Origin of the sequence: Paenibacillus ilasis, from assembly GCF_043195395.1 — a bacterium.
Lineage (GTDB): Bacteria > Bacillota > Bacilli > Paenibacillales > Paenibacillaceae > Paenibacillus_AQ > Paenibacillus_AQ lautus.
The window spans coordinates 4018330-4035909 of the sequence record NZ_JBHDJG010000001.1; the positions used below are offsets into that span (position 1 = coordinate 4018330).

Genomic DNA, 17580 nt, shown 5'->3' on the forward strand with positions numbered 1-17580 from the left:
CCATTACACTATTGTAATTGATAATTATTAATGAAACAAGGGGGTCAATCGGCGGCCCGATTTCTCCCAGACATACTCCATTAATTGTACGCTCATTTCATAGAACATAAACGGCGTCATCAAATATATGCCGTTAAAATGCGCTGTTGCAACATCCAGCAGCTCCTTGCCGATCTTAACGCCCATCGCCCGGCCCGCTTCGCCTTCAAGCCCGGCCATGCGGCTGCGGACTTCGTCCGACAGTTGAATGCCAGGCACCTCGTTATGCAGATACTCTGCGTTCCGTCCGCTTGCCAGCGGCATGATGCCGATAAAGATCGGAATATCCAGATGTGCCGTCGCTTCCCTCAGCCTAACCATTAACTCGGGATCGTACACGGGCTGCGTCATCACATAATCCGCACCGGAAGCAATCTTCTTCTCCAAGCGGGCAACCGCCTTGTCCAGATGCCTTACATTGGGATTGAACGCTGCACCGACAACGAATTTGGCCTTTTGCTTCAGCGGCTTTCCGGAAAAAGCAATGCCCTCGTTCAGCTGTTTAATCATGCGGATGATTTCAAATGAGGTCATGTCGTACACCGAGCTGGAATCCGGCAAATCCCCGAAGCGTGCCGGATCACCCGTCACCGCAAGCACATGGTCGATGCCGAGCGCATCAAAGCCCATCATGTGCGACTGCGTACCGATCAGGTTTCGGTCACGGCAAGCGATGTGAATCAGCGGCCGCAGTCCCGTGCGTGCTTGTACCAGATGTCCAAGGGCCATGTTGCTCATACGGGTTACGGCCAGCGAGTTATCCGCAAGGGTCAAGGCGTCGGCTCCTGCTTTTTTCAAAGCTTCCGCGCCCTTCATGAACTTGGTGATATCCAAATCCCTTGGTGGGTCCAGTTCCACGATCACCGTATGCCGCTCCTTCACGATATCAACAATTGTCGGCTCCCCGCTGCGCTCGTAAAACTGCTCCTGGGCCGTCTCGTGAATCACGATCCGGTTGACCTCCGCCTCCTCGACGATGGGAAGCGGCGCAGGTACGTAACCGGACAACGCTGATGAAATTTCAGCGATATGCTCCGGCGTCGTTCCGCAGCAGCCGCCGACAATCCGGGCGCCGCGATCCGCAAACTCCAGGGCTGTCCTGCCGAAATACTCGGGACTCGCACCATACCGGTATTCCCCGTCCACATAATCGGCGATCCCCGCATTAGGGTAGACCGAAGCCGGAAGATTCATCATACCGTTCAGAGTCTCCAGCGCACGCATAATGCCGTTTGGACCTGTCCGGCAGTTAAAGCCGATCACGTCCGCCCCTTCTTGACTCAGTATGCGGTATGCATCCGGCATCGTGAAGCCGTCCAGCGTGCGGGCAATATCCTCTACCGCAAACTGGCAGATCACCGGCAGGTCGCTTAGCATCCGAGCCTGCGCCAAAGCCAATTGAATTTCATCCACGTCATAGAACGTTTCGAGCAGAATGCCGTCAACGCCTTCCGATATGAGTACCGACAGCTGCTCTTCGAAATAACGCTTGAGCTCGCTCGTGGAGATGTTGCTTCTTTTACCCGCGCGAATGGAGCCTACCGCACCCACTACATATCCATGATCACCGGCAGCTTCACGCGCAATTCTCACGCCTGCACGGTTAATCTCCCCTACCTTCGCCTCCAAACCGTATTTGGACAGCTTGTCATAATTGGCAGAGAACGTGTTCGTCTCTATGACCTGGGCACCCGCCTCAACATACTGGCGATGAACGTTCCCGATGACCTCCGGGGAGGTTAAATTCAGTTCTTCATAAGAAATGCCTACAGGAAATCCTTTTTGATATAAATAAGTACCCATCGCGCCGTCACCGACCAGTACCTGATTCTCCCATGCCTGCCGAAGATTCGGTTTCATCGCGTTTCTCCTCCACCCGACGTTTATTTTCAACTAATGTATCATAAAACCTCTCAAAAGATAAAGAGACAAAAGGGAGGCCTTCCGAAGGCCTCCCTAATGTGTCCACCCCTACAGGACAAACTTTAGATCATACTGTTTTTTGCATTTGCGGGCGGGGATTGTCGCGGCTGGCGAAGGCTCTACAAGGCAAGCGTCCCTGCGTACACGACTTCGGCCGGCCCTGTCATGTATACATGATTGTCGGACTCATCCCACTCGATGAATAAGTCCCCGCCTTTAAGAGATATCGTCGCGCTGCGGTCTGTCAATCCGTTCAGCACCGAGGATACCAATGTTGCGCAAGCTCCGGTCCCGCAGGCCAATGTCGGTCCTGCACCGCGCTCCCATACCCGCATGTCCACTTGACTCCGTGAATTCACCGTCGCAAACTCCACATTAATCTTTCTCGGGAACAGCGGATGCACCTCCAGCTTGGGTCCCCATACACCAAGGTCGAAGTTAATTGCATCGTCCACATAAATGACGCAGTGCGGATTGCCCATGGACACCGCAGTGAAGCGGAACTCCTTGCCGTCCGCTTCAATGGGATGATTCACTACCGGATGGAGATCGATTGTCGTGGGCACGCTCAATCCATTCAGAACCGGTTCACCCATGTCTACCCGCACACTGCTTACTTGACCTTCCTGCACCGTAAGGCGTACTTGCTGTACTCCGGCGCCGATCGTTTCTATGGTAATCTCCTCTCGGTCAATATGGCCGTGATCATACACATATTTCGCGACACAACGAATGGCATTGCCGCACTGCTCCGCTTCGGAACCGTCTGAATTCATTATGCGCATCATGAAGTCAGCCTTCGTGGAAGGCAAAATATATACAAGTCCGTCTGCACCGATGCCGAAAAAGCGATTGCACAGCTTCACGGCCCGTTCGGATGCATTGGATGGAAGTTCTTGCTCGCCGTATACAACAACGAAGTCGTTGCCAAGTCCATGCATTTTCGTAAATTCCATCATAAAACCCATCTCCTCTGCAATTGCTATGCTCGTGCTTAGCATATCGCAGAGGTGATGGGCTATCCATTCAATTTATGCCGAAATATTTGCACTCTTCGTCATCATGCTGCGGCGGTTCCGGTTGCGGTTACGTCTGCCGCCCCACACGCTTCCAGCCCCCATCAGGAAGGTAGGGATGCCGGCTGCCACGAGTGTCAGTGCCCACTCCTTCAAGCCAAGCGGAACCGTCTTGAAGATCGGCTGGAACGCCTCGATGTACATGACGCCAAGCATCAGCAATACCGAGGACAGCACAGCCAGAACCAACGCTTTGTTCTGAAGCGGATTGCGGTGGAAAATTGAACGCGAGCTGCGGCAGTCAAACACATGGATCAGCTGGGCCATGACGAGGGTAGCAAAGGCAACGGACTGCGCTTTAGCCAACTGGCCCGCATCATTCGGTGCGATGCGCAGCGTAATCCAAAATGCGCCGAGTGTACACAGGCCGATCAAGATGCCGCGGCTGATGATTTTCCAGCCAAGACGTCTGGCAAAAATATTTTCCTTGGCTCCGCGGGGCTTGTGCTCCATCAGATCCTTCTCCGGCTGATCCACCCCGAGCGCCATCGCCGGCAGCCCGTCGGTAACAAGGTTCACCCACAGAATCTGGATCGGAACGAGCGGAAGCGGCAGACCCATCATCATCGCGAAAAACATCGTCAGAATTTCGCCGACATTGGAAGCCAGCAGATAACGGATAAACTTGCGAATATTTTCATAGATGCTGCGCCCCTCCTCAATCGCCGAAACAATCGTGGAGAAATTATCGTCACTGAGCACCAGCGATGACGCTTCCTTCGTTACGTCCGTACCGGTAATGCCCATGGCAATCCCGATATCCGCGGCTTTGATGGCCGGAGCATCGTTCACACCGTCCCCCGTCATGGCAACCACATGCCCCTTACGTTGAAGCGACTTCACGATGCGGAGCTTATGCTCGGGAGATACGCGGGCATAAACGAAGGTCTGATCCACCCTCGCATCCAGCTCCTTGTCATCCATCCGGGATAACTCCTGTCCCGATAGCGACAGGCCGTTCCTTGGCAGGATGCCGAGCTGGGCCGCAATCGCTTCTGCCGTTGTCCGATGGTCGCCCGTGATCATGACAGTCTTGATGCCCGCGCGGCGGCATGTCGCAATCGCATCGCGCACTTCACGGCGCGGCGGATCGATCATTCCGGCAAGTCCCACAAAGATAAGCTGGCTCTCGGCCTCTTTCTCCGTTTCCGGCTTGTCATAGGAACGCAGATCCCGATATGCCAAACCAAGCACGCGCAGCGCATCGGAAGCCATGCCTTCATTGGCGGTCAGCACCTTCTGGCGGAGCGTGGCGGTAAGCGGCACAACGTTTCCGTCCCACAAAATATAAGTGCATGCATCCAGCAGGACGTCCGGCGCGCCCTTCGTGCATAGCAAGCGCCCGCCCTGATGGCTGACGATAACGGACATCAGCTTTCGCTCCGAATCAAACGGAAACTCTTTGTCTCTCTGATAGATGGTGTTCAGGCTTCCCTTAGTCAATCCCATTTTGGACGATAGCGTCAGCAGTGCTCCTTCTGTCGGGTCCCCTTTTAACTCCCAAGCAGCAGCTGCCTGCTCTTCCTTGCCCTTGCGCTTGTTCCGGGCTTCCTCCTGCACGTTCTCATAAATCTCCGCATTGTTGCACAGCCCGCTGATTTGCAGCAGTCGGCGAAGCCCCTGATCGGATCTCAGCTCCACCGGCTTGCCTCTGTGAAGAATTTGACCCGTCGGGTCATACCCATGCCCGGTCACTTCCAGCGAGCGTCCTCCCAGCCAAACCTGGGTTACGGTCATTTTATTCTGCGTGAGCGTCCCCGTTTTATCCGAACAGATCACGGATGCGCAGCCCAGGGTCTCCACGGATGGCAGCTTGCGCACGATCGCTTTGCGCTTGATCATGCGCTGCACGCCGAGGGCGAGGGCAATCGTAACGATGGCTGGGAGCCCCTCTGGGATGGCCGCAACCGCCAGGCTGACTCCTGCAAGGAACATGCCTGCGGCAGGCTGTCCATGCAGAATGCCTGCTACGACGACCAGAATCGTAAGCCCCAGCGAAACGGCAATCAGAATTTTGCCCAGCTGTTCCAAGCGATGCTGCAGCGGCGTCTCCTGTGACTCCGTGTTCTGGATCAAATCGGCGATTTTGCCCATCTCCGTATCCATTCCGGTTCGGATGACAACGCCTTTTCCCGTACCCCGGGCCACCATCGTGCCCATAAAGCCGATGTTCTTGCGGTCGCCCAGCGGAACATCCGCATCGTGAATCGGCTCGGCATGTTTGTTCACCGGCAGGGACTCGCCGGTCAAGGCCGATTCCTCGACACTGCAACTGTTGATCTCGAGCCAGCGAACATCGGCCGGAATACGGTCTCCGCTCTCCACGAGCACGACATCGCCAGGGACAAGTTCCCTAGCCGCAACCTGTACCACTTTACCGTCCCGAATGACCCTGGACGTCGGCGCGGACAGCTGCTTCAAAGCCCGAAGCGACCGTTCCGCCCTGAATTCCTGGACGAAACCAAGGATCCCGTTGATCAGGATGATGGCTACAATCGTGACGGCATCCAAATACTCGCCCAGCAGACCGGATACCAGGGTGGCGCCAAGGAGCACCAACACCATGAAATCCTTAAATTGATTCAAGAACAGAACAAATGGAGAAATTTTAACGCCCTCGGAGAGCTCATTATAGCCACTGTTTTTTCGTCTCTCCCCGGCTTCCTCTTCCGTGAGGCCCTGCTCCGGATGCATATGCAGCACTTGCTGCAATTCATCCGTATCCATTTGGTGCCATTGCTTTTGTTCCATGCTTCCTTTCCCTCCCGGTTGTTTGCTCCGGCGGATGACAGCTTTTCCACCCTTTCTACGTAAATGTATTCGGACAGGTCCTGAATTATCACAGAAGGGGCCTTAAGTTTTTGAGGGAAATATGGCATCATAGAGAAGTACGATAGGAAGGGTAACAGACAGATAGGAGAATGAAGGATGGCATTAGACGGCATTGTCACGCGTGCGATCGTGCATGAGCTTCAATCATGCCGGGGCGCACGGATCAATAAAATATATCAACCGAACGATCGGGACATCGTATTTCATATACGCACCCAGCAAGGTAACGCCAAGCTGCTGCTATCCGCAAACCCCACGTATCCCAGGGTGCATCTGACGCAGGAGACCTTTCTGAATCCGGCCGAAGCCCCCATGTTTTGCATGATTCTGCGCAAGCATTGCGAGAGCGGCATCATCGAGGACATCCAGCAGGTGGGCATGGAACGGATTATTCATCTTACGATCCGGCAGCGTGACGAACTCGGCGATATTTCCTCCAAAAAAATCATCGTGGAGCTGATGGGCAGACACAGCAACATCATTCTGCTCGATCCCTCAAGCGGCACCATACTGGATGGCATCAACCATGTGACGCCTGCCATCAGCAGTTATCGAGTGGTCATGCCGGGATTCTCTTATACGAATCCGCCGGAGCAGCACAAGCTCAATCCGCTCGAAACCGGGCAGGAAGCCTTCCGGGAATCTTGTCTGATGAACGAGGAGCAGGCCGTTCCATGGCTGGTCGGCGCATTCAGCGGCCTTAGTCCGCTCGCGGCCCAGGAAATTGCCCAGCGCGCAGGGGGAAGCAGTCCAGGCGGGCTTGAAGGGGAAAAAGATTGCGGCAGCCTGTGGAGCGCATTCGATGAGATCATGGAACAAGTCCGCAACCATCAATATACGCCGGTTACAGGCGTCAATGCCAAGGGGAAGTCGGTGTTCTCCGTCATTCCGCTGACATTGCTGGTGGACGAGACTACAACCTACGAATCGGTCAGTCGATGCATGGAGGATTATTACGGAGATAAAGCTCAGCGGGATACAGTTAAACAGAAAGTCAGCGACCTCCTCCGATTCCTGCAGAATGAACGGACGAAGAACATCAAGAAGCTGGATAATTTAAACAAGGACTTGGAAGAAGCCGGGGATGCCGACCGGTATCGGATCTTTGGCGAGCTTCTCTTCGCCTCGCTCCACCAGATTCAGAAGGGCGACCGTGAAGCCAAGCTGGTTAACTTCTATGATGAAGAGCAGGCGACCGTCACCATCCCGCTGGATCCGCTCCTGACTCCGTCGGACAATGCGCAGCGCTATTTTAAAAAATATAACAAGTACAAGAACAGCCTCGCGGTCATTGACGAACAGTTAATCAAAACCCGCGAAGAGATTAACTATATCGAGAATCTGCTGCAGCAGCTGTCGCATGCTTCCTTGAGCGACATCGATGAAATCCGGGACGAGCTGATCCAGCAGGGATACTTGAGAGACCGCAATCGTAAAACGAAGAAAAAGAAGAAAAACGACAAGCCGACGCTCCACGTCTATACTTCATCCGAAGGCATCGAGCTTTATGTAGGCAAAAATAATCTTCAAAACGAGTACGTAACCAACCGTCTCGCTTCCTCAAACGATACGTGGCTGCACACCAAGGATATCCCGGGATCCCACGTGGTCATCCGAAGCAGCGAGTACGGGGATGCAACGCTGCAGGAAGCGGCACAGCTGGCTGCTTATTACAGTCAAGCCAAAGAATCCAGCAGCGTGCCCGTTGACTACACGCTCATTCGCCATGTACGCAAGCCGAATGGAGCCAAACCCGGATTTGTCATTTATGACAATCAGAAAACGCTGTTCGTCACGCCGGACGAGCAGCGAATCAAAGCGATGCCCAATTCGGTAAAAAACAATCGCAATTAAGATGAACAAAGAACTGGATATATCGTTGGCTTAACCAATAACGGGTACCCCAAAAGGTCGTATGACCAGCCGGGATACCCGTTATTTCTTACTGTCATGCCGGGATTCACCAATACGAATCCGCGTTAGCAGCACCAACTTAATCCGCTCGAAATCATGTCGATCTTAGCTCCTTGCCCGCACCTGTTGAAGCTGGTTCAATACCTCGATGGATACCTGACGGCTGCCGATATCCCCATGGAATACCTGGCCCTGCCTCTCGCCATGGTAATCCGATCCGGCGGTCACGATCAAACCGTATTCTTCGGCCATCGCCAAGTAGCGTTTCTCCTCCGCTGCCCCATGGTCCGAATGATAGACTTCAATCCCTTTGAAAGCAGCCTCTTCAATGATAGCTCTCACCAACGCATCATCGTCGTAGAGTCCAGGGTGTGCAAGCACCGGCACGCCCCCGGCTTCACGTATCCATTCGCAGGCCTCCTTGGGATGAATCCGCGGCTGCGGCACATAAGCAGCTGCGCCCTGTGCGAGATAACGGTCGAAGGCATCCCTTAGATCGAGGGCATGACCCTTAAGGACCAGCGCATCCGCAATATGCGGGCGTCCGATGCTCTCATCGGGTTCCAGCGGCCGTCCCAAGCCTCCGATCACTTCTTCCATCGTCAGCTCGATGCCCAGCTCACGGAGCTTGGCCATGATCTTTTCATTGCGCTTCTCCCTCGTTCGACGCAGCTCTGCCAGCCGCTCCAGAAATACGGGATCCCGGTAATCCATGTAATAACCCAGAACGTGAATATCCGTCCCGCCTGCCATAGTGCTGATTTCTACACCGGGCACCACGACCATGTTCAGGCGTTCTCCGGCTTGCAGCGCCTCCTCGACACCGGCTACGGTGTCATGATCCGTTATAGCTAGAGCCCCAAGTCCCCGCTCGAAAGCAAGCTGCACGTTCTCCGAAGGTGTATTCATCCCGTCCGAAGCCTGGGTGTGGGAATGCAGGTCGCAGCCCGTCCGATCCATCGATTTATCCATGAAATTCAATCCCCTTTCGTTGTAAGTGCGGGTATGCTTTATCGCTGGGTTCGCTGGCGTTCCCTTAAATAGGCCAAAAACGTCATTGCCGACATCGGCAGCAGCGCCGACCGTAACTGAATGGAATAAAAGTTACGTTTAAACGAGGCATCCGCAATATCGATCATTTTGACTAACCCGAGCGCGGTTTCATGCTTGACCGTCGAGGTTGACAGCATCGTAATGCCGAGCCCTTCCTCTACCGCCGATTTCACCGCTCCCGTACTCCCAAGCTCCATCACCGTTTGGATGCTTTCCGGATCGTACCCCCGCTCCATCAGCACATCCTCCATCACCTTCCGTGTGCCAGACCCCTTCTCGCGAAGCACAAACGGATACTTCAGCACATCCTCCAAATATATCGCATCCTCCCTTGTTGCTAAAGGATGGCCGGAGGGAACGATCAGTTTCAGCTCATCCTCCATGACCGAATCCAGGACCATATCCGGATGCTCCACAGGTGCCTCAATCAGCCCAAAATTCAATTGATGGCCAGCGATTTCCTCGAGAATCTGCGTGGTGTTCATCACTTTAAGCATGATGGATATATCCGGATATTCCCGGCCGAAGGGCCCCAGCAATCGGGGCAGCACGTACTCCCCAATGGTCAGGCTTGCCCCCAGTTGCAGCCTTCCCTGAAGCTTATTCGAGAAAGCCGCCATCGCCGCGTCCGTTTCCTGTGACAGCTCCAGGCTCTTGCGGGCAAAAGGAAGCAGCGTCCTTCCGGCCTCGGACAATTCCATGCGCTTGGTGGAACGAATGAGGAGTTTTGTCCCAAAATACTCCTCCAGCGATTGCACCTGCATCGTTACAGCCGGCTGGCTCATATGAAGCGCCTGGGCAGCAGCGGAAAAACTCCCGCGCTCTGCTACCGTATAAAATATATGTAGCTGATGAAAGTTCATAGCATCGGTTCCCCTCTCGCTGCCTCTTTTGTTTTTATCATTGTAACGGATCACGGCGGAGCATACAAAAAAGACATCCGCGCTTACGCTCGCATGCCATATGATGACTCTATTTCTTTATTTACGTTTACGGCTGTTCTTAATCAGTGTCATACGACGTGAATGGCGAAGCCATGAGTAATACGACTTCAGGTCTCGAAGCTCAATGGTTTCTGACATACGTCCCAAAAAAGTTACAATAATCATCCGATGCAGCGGATTGCCAATCAGATCACGTTCATGCTCCAGCTCCGAAAACTCCGCCACAACAACCAGGTCGTCGTCAATCAGATAGACATCCTGTTCGTTGCGGTAATAGGGCACGATCCGGTCCTGCTTCAGGCACTCCCACATCCAAGTCCCGATTTCCTCATGGGATGTGTCATTGCCTTGAACCCGGTCCGTATAACGGCTCTTTGCATGATTGGTAATGACGATGTCGGCTACCTTTTTATCATTTAACGTAATATAAAACGGCTCATAGGTGCTCCACCGCTCAGTCCCTTTGTCGCGCATGGAATATCACTCTCCACCAAATGGGTCTTTGTATCTATGTATATATACCCAACATATTACATCATTCCACTGGCATTCACAAGATTGAAACCTCGCTTCTTGTGAACAATCACCGAAAATTTAGAAATATCTCTAGTTGTATCCTGTGCATGGAGGTGCTGCCTGGAATGATGGGTTTGATTAAAATGTAAATTGTACCTTACTTATACTATTTTATCAAACAAGTTTCTGATTTATGCCAATCTATCGTCATCCATCCGTAATAAACTTTATGAGGATATACACATGCTCGAATTTGATACTTTCCGGTATCTTAAAAAAAGCGGCCCCTGCGGGGGCCGCTTTACGCTCTTTTCGCTAACTTATGCGATTTGCTTTAGATTCTCGACAGGCACGTCATGCTAAGGACCGTAAAACTTCGCTTTATCCGGCCCTTTGCTGCTGTATTCCGTCTTTATCTCATTCCGGTAGGAGCGCTCGATCTTACGAACGTAGGACAATCTCCGGATGTTCTTCATTGTTTCCTCGGCGCGGTCAGCATTGACGTACATGACAACATAGTGCATGCGGCGTGATATATAGTGCACGCTGCCGTATTTCTCCAGATTCCTTGCCGCCTTTACATCGCTGACCCATATAATAAAACCGGTCCGTTCAGCCAACATCCTAAGCTCCTCGCCTCACTTTCGTCTCTATCTCTAGTCTATGCCTATTATCCGCACGAACAAGCTCCGCCGCTGCCGCACCCCTTCTTGGGAAGAGGATCGTTGCCCGGAACCTTGATGCTCTCCGAAACCGAAAAAGCAATCTTCTCCGACATCGAATGCAGCAGATCGTCCAGATTCTTCTCCGCCTGCTTGAACCGGGCTACAGGCTCGAAAGCCTCAAGCTCCGCTTCCACTGCGGCTACTTCATCCTTGGCCGAATGGTAATTCGGGTGAAAGTGACCGAACCGCTGAGTCTCTTCGAACAGTTCTTTTTTGGAATCAAGCTTTCTGATCAAAGCCTGAATCGTAGGGTCACCCTCAACTGCCTGCTTCCAATATAGATAATCCGCCACTTCGACGGAAGCATTAATCATGTCGCCTATTTCATAGGCATAGGTGAGCACCTCGGCCATATCGACCGTGTTTATTTCCGATACGCTCATGAACTCATCCCGCTTTTCTATTAGTTTGGCCCACGCTTTGTTCGTGGACTCTTTCATCATAGCATAACGCTCGTATCTTAAGAAGGGGGAATTCATACGCTTTTACGGAATCACAAGCCGCATTTCCCTCCATTCCCCTTCACCCAACTGCACCACGGTTCCCGTCATTTCGGAATCGGAATCGGAATCCGGATCGTATAACGCTCCCGAAATTTTCCATGGCTGCCGCTCGAGCTGAAATGGAATAAACTCCATCCGGCTGCCGTCGACCGCTATTTCTAATTTGGCTGACAATTCAAGCGCCTGCTCCATCATTTGCTTGGCCGTCGAACCGTGATAAGAACGCCAATCCCGTGTCCACATGATGGGAATCCGGTTCAAATCCGGAACGATTGACGCTTTATCCGGAAGGCTGTCGTCCAATTCAAGAGCAAGCTCGCTGCGCGTTGGGCGAATCAATCCGCAGGAAGCGCTGCCGGGATAACCCGGTGAAGCGTAACGGTTATCTCCTTCATCACCGGCCCCGATTGCCGTTTCATCATTCGGAACTGCACCGGTATAACGTAAAGGCTCATTCTTCCCCGCGCTCTCAAACTCCTTGCCCCACTGACGCAGAGCGGCGTGCACGTTCTCGGGAATTCCCGCGGCTGCATGCTCCGTGAAAAATGCCGTGATCGCTTCCGGCCCCATTCCTGCTATCGCCGCCTGAAACACCGAATCCCTGGTTAGACGATAGACCGTCATTACGTCATCCGAGAAACGCTCCGTGCAGCAAGCAGCCGTAAATTTGACCGTATAAGGCACGTCAGGCGGAATCAATATATCAAAATCCGGCTGAATAAACAGCCCCGAAGATCCGGTGTTATCCTGGCCGCTTCCACTCAACAAGGAGCAGGGATCCATACGCCACCGGAACAGTAATTGACCATCGTGATCCATGCCAAGATCGGTGTAACCGCAGCCGGTCAATAAACGGAGCCATGAAGCTGCATCCTCCGCGGACAATGCCCTTCCGCTAAGAGGCTCCCCTTTCAGGGGAGCCTTGTCGTTTGCCGACAAGTGCTGAGCATAATACCACATCCCGCCGATCCGTGATGAGTGACAAATCCGCCATGTGAAATGCTGATACTCGGCCGAACCCGGAACATAGCGCTGCATCATGCGTAAAAGAACCAGTCGGTCCATCGCTTCGCGCGAGAGTGCGAGCCAATGGCGCAATGCAGTCCTGTTCAGCTTAAGCTCCCCTTGCTCCAGGGCGACCAGCTCCAACGAAAACAGCAGATCCAATACGATCGCAATATGCGGTGGGTAAACATCAGCATGTTCATATTGGAGAGCGAGCCCCTCGACATCGGATGGCGTTAGTCCGACCACGCTCCCCAGTTTCTGAATAAACTTCTTATGCAGAACCCCTTTACTGGTCATTGTCACGCGGTTCTTGGCCATATATACGAGAACATTGAACATATCGACTGCTATGCCGCTTCTTCCCTCTTGCTGCAGCTTCACGGCAGCAGCGGGAACGGAACCAGCCTCAAGATCGCCAAAGGCCTCCTGAAGAATCTGAAGCTTATCAAAGGGAATGAAATAGAGCCTCTCGCCCCAGCCCTGTTTTACCGCTTGAACCCACCGCTGCTGCCTCAAGGATAAGAAGGCAAGTTGTACTTCCACGCCGCTTAGGCGCCGAACGCGCAGCGAGCGAAGTTTGTCGTCATCAAATCTCTGCCCGGCAAAGCGGGTCCAGATATGCTGTAGGACCGACCGCTCCTTCAGAAGAAGCCGATCTAAGCCTATGGCTTCCGTCACGTCCTGCTGTTCCATCATCTCCACGAGGCCTCCTTCCCGTCAGGGATCTGCAAGCGATTCGTATGCCGTATCGCCATGAGGTCAAGGGAGGCCGGGTGCTTCGCTTGAAACGCGTGATATTCATACCCCTGCTCGATCAGAAACAGCTGGCGCCGGATCGCAAACATCTCCTCCCGGCTGTCCTCCGTCACCAATGCATAGAAATAAGCCCGATTCTCCCCTTGCTTCGGGCGCAGCAAGCGTCCGAGGCGCTGCGCCTCCTCCTGCCGCGAGCCGTAGCTGCCCGAAACCTCGATCGCAACGGAAGCATCGGGCAGGTCAACCGCGAAGTTAGCCACTTTTGAAACGACAAGTACACGGACGGCTCCTTCCCGGAAAGCCTTATACCATTCATTGCGCTGATCCTGCGTCATCTGCCCCGTAATGAGAGGGGCCTGCAGTTCCTCGGCAATGGCATGAAGCTGATCCAGGTATTGACCAATGATCAGCGTCTGTGCATCCTTGTGGAGATCCACGAGCTGCCGGATCACGCGGAGCTTGGAGGGATTCTCGGCCGCCAGCCGATACTGCTCCCTTTTGCCAGCCTTCTTGCACGCTTCTCTGATCTCATCCGGCAGCGGCACCTTAATCTCCGTACAGTCCACCGAAGCAATCCAGCCCTGCTCCTCCAGCTTTTTCCACGGCATTTCATACCGTTTGGGACCGATCAGCGAGAACACGTCATGCTCCCTTCCATCCTCGCGAACCAAGGTGGCGGTCAGTCCAAGCCTGCGGGTCGCTTGAATATCGGCCGTCGCACGGAATACCGGGGCGGGGAGAAGATGGACCTCATCATAGATGATTAAGCCCCAGCGACGCTCATTAAACAGCTTCATATGCTGCTGTTCATCCCCCTTACCCTGACGGTGGGTCAAGATTTGATAGGTGGCGACCGTTACTGGCCTCACCTCTTTGCGCTGACCGGAGTATTCACCGATCTCCTCCGCGGACAGCGTGGTTTTCTGCAGCAGCTCGGCGATCCACTGCCTTACAGACGTTGTGTTGGAGGTGAGAATCAGGGTCTCGCACTGCAGATCGCGCATGGCAGCGATGCCAATCACCGTTTTCCCTGCACCGCAAGGCAGGACAAGCACCCCGTTGCCGCCTTCACCGCCGACATCCCGAAAGGATTCGGCAGCCTTCTGCTGATAGTCGCGAAGCTTGAATCTCGGATCATTTGAGCCGCCGTTTGAATCCTCGTCTCTCTCCGGGCGCGGTGTTTCGCCTCGCCAAAGGAGGTTCAGATATTGCCCGTCCAAATATCCCGCCTGGTCCAGCACAGGATAACCAAGCCGGGTCAGCTCCTGCTTTAATACGCCGCGGCGGTCTGAGGGCACCTCTGCTTCGTTTGCCGAAATCCACCGAACGCCGATTTCCATCAGGGAACGCTTGGACGTGAGCTCCTGCATCAGGGCTTCCCCATTGCTATGCAGCAGCAATGAACGAGCAAGCGTTGGATGCGGGAGCAGCGACAGCTGTCCGTAACGCCCAACGAGCTGGAAAACCTCTTCCAGCAGGGCAGCCGGCACGTCCCAACGTGACAGCGACTGAAGGCTCGAACAAATCGCCTCAGCCGTCATTCCTCCGGCAGCGGCGTTCCATAAGGATAACGGGGTCAGTCGATATGTATGAAAAGACGTAGGACTTTTGATCAAATCCGCATACTGGGCCAGTTGTTCACGTGCGGCCTCAGCATCCGCATGAGCGGTTTCCAGCAATATGGTCCGATCCCGCTGGACGATGCATGGCTTGTTATGCACCCGATTCCCTCCTCGTAACCTTTGGTTCTCTATTTTTCATGGCCTGGGTTAAGAAATACGCATATCAACGACCTTTCTCAGAAGACAGACCCGAATTTCTTGCGAGATAGGATGGGATGCCTCTGAAGTCGATACACTCTTATCCCTTAAAAAAAAGAAGCCCACATCCATATTCATGGATCTGAACTTCCCCTATGATCAATAGGATTTCCAAATTACGAGCGTTCATGCGCTAGGATTGCGATTTTCTTAAAGTCTAGTCCCCGTTCTGATAGCTCGACACCATCTCAACCAGCAGCTTCGCCCCATAACGCATGGCGTCTTCATCAAAGTCGAACATCGGATGATGATGCGGATAGATTGCCCCCTTGTTCGGGTTACCGGCTCCAACGAAAATGAAGCAGCCCGGAATTTCCTTCAAGTAATAAGCAAAATCCTCTGCCGGCATCAATTTGGGCGAGACCTTGACCTGGTCCGCTTCGAAGACTTTAGGTGCCGTACGGAAAAACCGCGCGGTTTCGGTCTCATCATTCACTACAGGCGGATAACCGACGAGATATCGGACCGCGGCCTTCGTGCCGTAGGTTTCCGAAACCGTCCGGGTCATATGCTCGATCCGCTCCCGGATCAACGTCCGGGTAGATTCGTCAAAGGTGCGTACCGTTCCCGTGATCCGGCAAGAGGAAGCAATCACGTTTTGCGCCGTGCCGGCTTGCATCGTGCCTACCGTAACCACGGCAGGCTGCAGTGGATCTACCGTGCGGCTTACAATGGTTTGGAGCTGCATGACTAGCGCTGCCCCTGCTACCAGGGCGTCGGCCGTCACATGCGGCATACCGCCATGTCCTCCGCGCCCTGTAATATCAATGAAAAACTCATCCGCCGCCGCCATCAGCGGACCCGGCGCGCTCGCTGCGGTACCTACTGGAAACGGCGTCCATAAGTGGAGACCATATACGACGTCGGCTCCGTCAAGCGCTCCATCCTTGATCATCTCGATTGCTCCGCCGGGACAGACTTCCTCCGCCGGCTGGAACATAAAACGAAGCTCGCCCTGGACTTCTTCCGGGTACGTGCTGTAGTATGCTGCTGCCCCCAGCAACATGGAGGCATGCCCGTCATGCCCGCAAGCGTGCATCACGCCTTGCACCCGGGATTTGTACTCGCAGCTCTTGCCGTCTTCAATCGGCAGCGCATCCATGTCGGACCGCAGCACAACGGTCTTGCCGGGTTTATCCCCTCTTAGAAATCCTATCACTCCATGCCCGCCCACATCGGTCTTGACCTCCAGACCAAGCTCCTGCAGCCGGGCTGCTATAAACGTCGAAGTTTCCTTCTCCTGGAACGAAAGTTCCGGATGCATATGTAAATGACGCCGCCACTCCACCATCCGTGGATACCATTGTTCCCAAAATGCTTCCTTCATCAAGTTCCATCATCCTCCCCCGCGATATGCGGCTCAATCGATCGCAAGAAATCCGTAAAGCTTGCTCAGCAGCAGCCCGTGCCCAACCATGGCATCCATTCGGCCGCCTTCCTTGATCTTGCGATACACATCCCTGAGCGGGACCCACACAGCTCTAACATCCTCGTCCTCATCTTGATTCGACTCTTGTCTCCCGGACACCTTCAAATCGTCGGTGAAATAAAAATGAACGTTCCGGTTGGCCAGAGAAGCCATCGGATAGGCACTGCCCATGTAGGACAGGTCCTTGCACAGTACGCCTGCCTCTTCCTCAAGCTCTCGCTTCACGGCAAGCTTCCGTTCCTCACCAGGTTTCACCGTTCCGCCGGGAAGCTCCCAGGTGATTTCATCCACCGCTTCCCGGTGCTGGCATACCAGGAGCAGGCACCCTTGATGAACGGCCACAACCGCTGCCGATTCCGGAATCTGGTCCATGACGACAATTTCCTTCTGCCCGTTCTCTTCCACTACATAATAATCCGTGCGGTAAACGACGCGATTCATCGGCCATATCCACCCTTCGCTTGAATTGAGGTCCTTTGAATATATAACCACCAGGATGGAAAGCGTACATTTCACAGCGTTTTCACTTTCTTTTATTTTAGCAGAAAAGAAGAATGCCTGTCGTTATCAAAATCTCACCCTGGATAAAAGGTCTCAATTGAAGCGTGACGGGCGGTACAGGCTTGCACAAGTTCCTGAAACATACTATCATATTAAAGAACTTTGCAAGGACTATTAAGGGGGTTACGACCACATGATTTTCGAAAATACAGGATTGGACGGATTGCACAGCGATTTAGCTTACCTCGATGAATGTGCCGAGAAAGTAGGCTTCATTCGTTGGCAGTGGGAATACTACCGCGCTACATATGACTTGAAAATCGAAGATAAAAAGAATCAGGCTGAATATTTCCTGCGCATTAACACCCGCGCTGTTGAAGGCAAGCTCGAAAAACCGGACGCCATCCTCAAAATCGAAGCGGTATACCTGGGTAAAGCCACGTTCCCGCATGGACTCGAATATGAATCCATGGCTCCACAGCCCGTTATGAATGTGGCCACCAAGAAGCTTCAAGAGCTCAAAGCTCTTCTGGAAGCGTAA

14 protein-coding genes are annotated in these 17580 nt (G+C 53.5%); 2 read left to right on the top strand and 12 right to left on the bottom strand.

Annotated elements, in window-relative coordinates; genetic code table 11:
* Positions 1–27: 27 nt before the first annotated feature.
* From ACETK5_RS18195 to ACETK5_RS18205, 3 genes are all read right to left on the bottom strand, one after another.
* On the bottom strand, positions 28–1899 hold the full coding sequence (locus ACETK5_RS18195) for a bifunctional homocysteine S-methyltransferase/methylenetetrahydrofolate reductase (protein ID WP_100536096.1): 1872 nt from the start codon (positions 1897–1899) through the stop codon (positions 28–30).
* Positions 1900–2081: 182 nt separating this feature from the next.
* A complete protein-coding gene (gene dapF / locus ACETK5_RS18200) occupies positions 2082–2918 on the bottom strand; it encodes a diaminopimelate epimerase (protein WP_100539298.1) in 837 nt (278 codons plus the stop codon).
* Positions 2919–2993: 75 nt separating this feature from the next.
* Positions 2994–5789, bottom strand: a complete 2796-nt coding sequence (locus tag ACETK5_RS18205) for a calcium-translocating P-type ATPase, SERCA-type (protein ID WP_394057064.1) — start codon at positions 5787–5789, stop codon at positions 2994–2996.
* Between the two features lie 177 nt (positions 5790–5966).
* Between ACETK5_RS18205 and ACETK5_RS18210 the strand changes: the two genes are divergently transcribed.
* Positions 5967–7724, top strand: coding sequence for an Rqc2 family fibronectin-binding protein (locus ACETK5_RS18210; RefSeq protein WP_100536094.1), 1758 nt, complete (start codon positions 5967–5969; stop codon positions 7722–7724).
* A gap of 165 nt (positions 7725–7889) precedes the next feature.
* On the opposite strand, the gene ACETK5_RS18215 is transcribed toward ACETK5_RS18210, so the two are convergent.
* From ACETK5_RS18215 to ACETK5_RS18255, 9 genes are all read right to left on the bottom strand, one after another.
* Positions 7890–8756, bottom strand: coding sequence for a PHP domain-containing protein (locus tag ACETK5_RS18215; RefSeq protein ID WP_394057067.1), 867 nt, complete (start codon positions 8754–8756; stop codon positions 7890–7892).
* 38 nt (positions 8757–8794) lie between these two features.
* The gene (locus ACETK5_RS18220; RefSeq protein WP_100536092.1) at positions 8795–9700 is read right to left on the bottom strand and encodes a selenium metabolism-associated LysR family transcriptional regulator; all 906 of its coding nucleotides are present in this window, start codon (positions 9698–9700) and stop codon (positions 8795–8797) included.
* A 117-nt stretch (positions 9701–9817) separates the two neighbouring features.
* Positions 9818–10255 (bottom strand): hypothetical protein, encoded by a 438-nt coding sequence (locus ACETK5_RS18225; protein ID WP_071223691.1) that lies wholly within the window; start codon positions 10253–10255, stop codon positions 9818–9820.
* 401 nt (positions 10256–10656) lie between these two features.
* A complete protein-coding gene (locus tag ACETK5_RS18230) occupies positions 10657–10920 on the bottom strand; it encodes a YlbG family protein (protein WP_006209210.1) in 264 nt (87 codons plus the stop codon).
* Between the two features lie 47 nt (positions 10921–10967).
* A complete protein-coding gene (locus ACETK5_RS18235; RefSeq protein ID WP_100539297.1) occupies positions 10968–11405 on the bottom strand; it encodes a YlbF/YmcA family competence regulator in 438 nt (145 codons plus the stop codon).
* 102 nt (positions 11406–11507) lie between these two features.
* On the bottom strand, positions 11508–13229 hold the full coding sequence (locus ACETK5_RS18240; protein WP_326112370.1) for a helicase-associated domain-containing protein: 1722 nt from the start codon (positions 13227–13229) through the stop codon (positions 11508–11510).
* Entirely contained in the window at positions 13226–15010 is a 1785-nt protein-coding gene (locus ACETK5_RS18245; RefSeq protein WP_394057070.1) for a DNA repair helicase XPB, read from the bottom strand. The genes ACETK5_RS18240 and ACETK5_RS18245 overlap by 4 nt, the downstream gene beginning before the upstream one ends.
* Before the next feature lie 256 nt (positions 15011–15266).
* The gene (locus ACETK5_RS18250; RefSeq protein WP_394057465.1) at positions 15267–16436 is read right to left on the bottom strand and encodes a M20 family metallopeptidase; all 1170 of its coding nucleotides are present in this window, start codon (positions 16434–16436) and stop codon (positions 15267–15269) included.
* A 33-nt stretch (positions 16437–16469) separates the two neighbouring features.
* Positions 16470–16979, bottom strand: coding sequence for an NUDIX hydrolase (locus ACETK5_RS18255; RefSeq protein ID WP_100536088.1), 510 nt, complete (start codon positions 16977–16979; stop codon positions 16470–16472).
* A gap of 253 nt (positions 16980–17232) precedes the next feature.
* Between ACETK5_RS18255 and ACETK5_RS18260 the strand changes: the two genes are divergently transcribed.
* Positions 17233–17580 (top strand): YugN family protein, encoded by a 348-nt coding sequence (locus tag ACETK5_RS18260; protein ID WP_100536087.1) that lies wholly within the window; start codon positions 17233–17235, stop codon positions 17578–17580.

Excerpts from the sequence above, each read along its gene's own strand:
- ACETK5_RS18255 (WP_100536088.1), bottom strand. The coding sequence starts at position 16,979 with ATGAATCGCGTCGTTTACCGCACGGATTATTATGTAGTGGAAGAGAAC.
- ACETK5_RS18250 (WP_394057465.1), bottom strand. The coding sequence starts at position 16,436 with ATGAAGGAAGCATTTTGGGAACAATGGTATCCACGGATGGTGGAGTGG.
- ACETK5_RS18260 (WP_100536087.1), top strand. The coding sequence starts at position 17,233 with ATGATTTTCGAAAATACAGGATTGGACGGATTGCACAGCGATTTAGCT.
- dapF (WP_100539298.1), bottom strand. The coding sequence starts at position 2,918 with ATGGAATTTACGAAAATGCATGGACTTGGCAACGACTTCGTTGTTGTA.
- ACETK5_RS18230 (WP_006209210.1), bottom strand. The coding sequence starts at position 10,920 with ATGTTGGCTGAACGGACCGGTTTTATTATATGGGTCAGCGATGTAAAG.
- ACETK5_RS18205 (WP_394057064.1), bottom strand. The coding sequence starts at position 5,789 with ATGGAACAAAAGCAATGGCACCAAATGGATACGGATGAATTGCAGCAA.
- ACETK5_RS18225 (WP_071223691.1), bottom strand. The coding sequence starts at position 10,255 with ATGCGCGACAAAGGGACTGAGCGGTGGAGCACCTATGAGCCGTTTTAT.
- ACETK5_RS18240 (WP_326112370.1), bottom strand. The coding sequence starts at position 13,229 with ATGATGGAACAGCAGGACGTGACGGAAGCCATAGGCTTAGATCGGCTT.
- ACETK5_RS18210 (WP_100536094.1), top strand. The coding sequence starts at position 5,967 with ATGGCATTAGACGGCATTGTCACGCGTGCGATCGTGCATGAGCTTCAA.
- ACETK5_RS18195 (WP_100536096.1), bottom strand. The coding sequence starts at position 1,899 with ATGAAACCGAATCTTCGGCAGGCATGGGAGAATCAGGTACTGGTCGGT.
- ACETK5_RS18235 (WP_100539297.1), bottom strand. The coding sequence starts at position 11,405 with ATGAGCGTATCGGAAATAAACACGGTCGATATGGCCGAGGTGCTCACC.
- ACETK5_RS18220 (WP_100536092.1), bottom strand. The coding sequence starts at position 9,700 with ATGAACTTTCATCAGCTACATATATTTTATACGGTAGCAGAGCGCGGG.
- ACETK5_RS18215 (WP_394057067.1), bottom strand. The coding sequence starts at position 8,756 with ATGGATAAATCGATGGATCGGACGGGCTGCGACCTGCATTCCCACACC.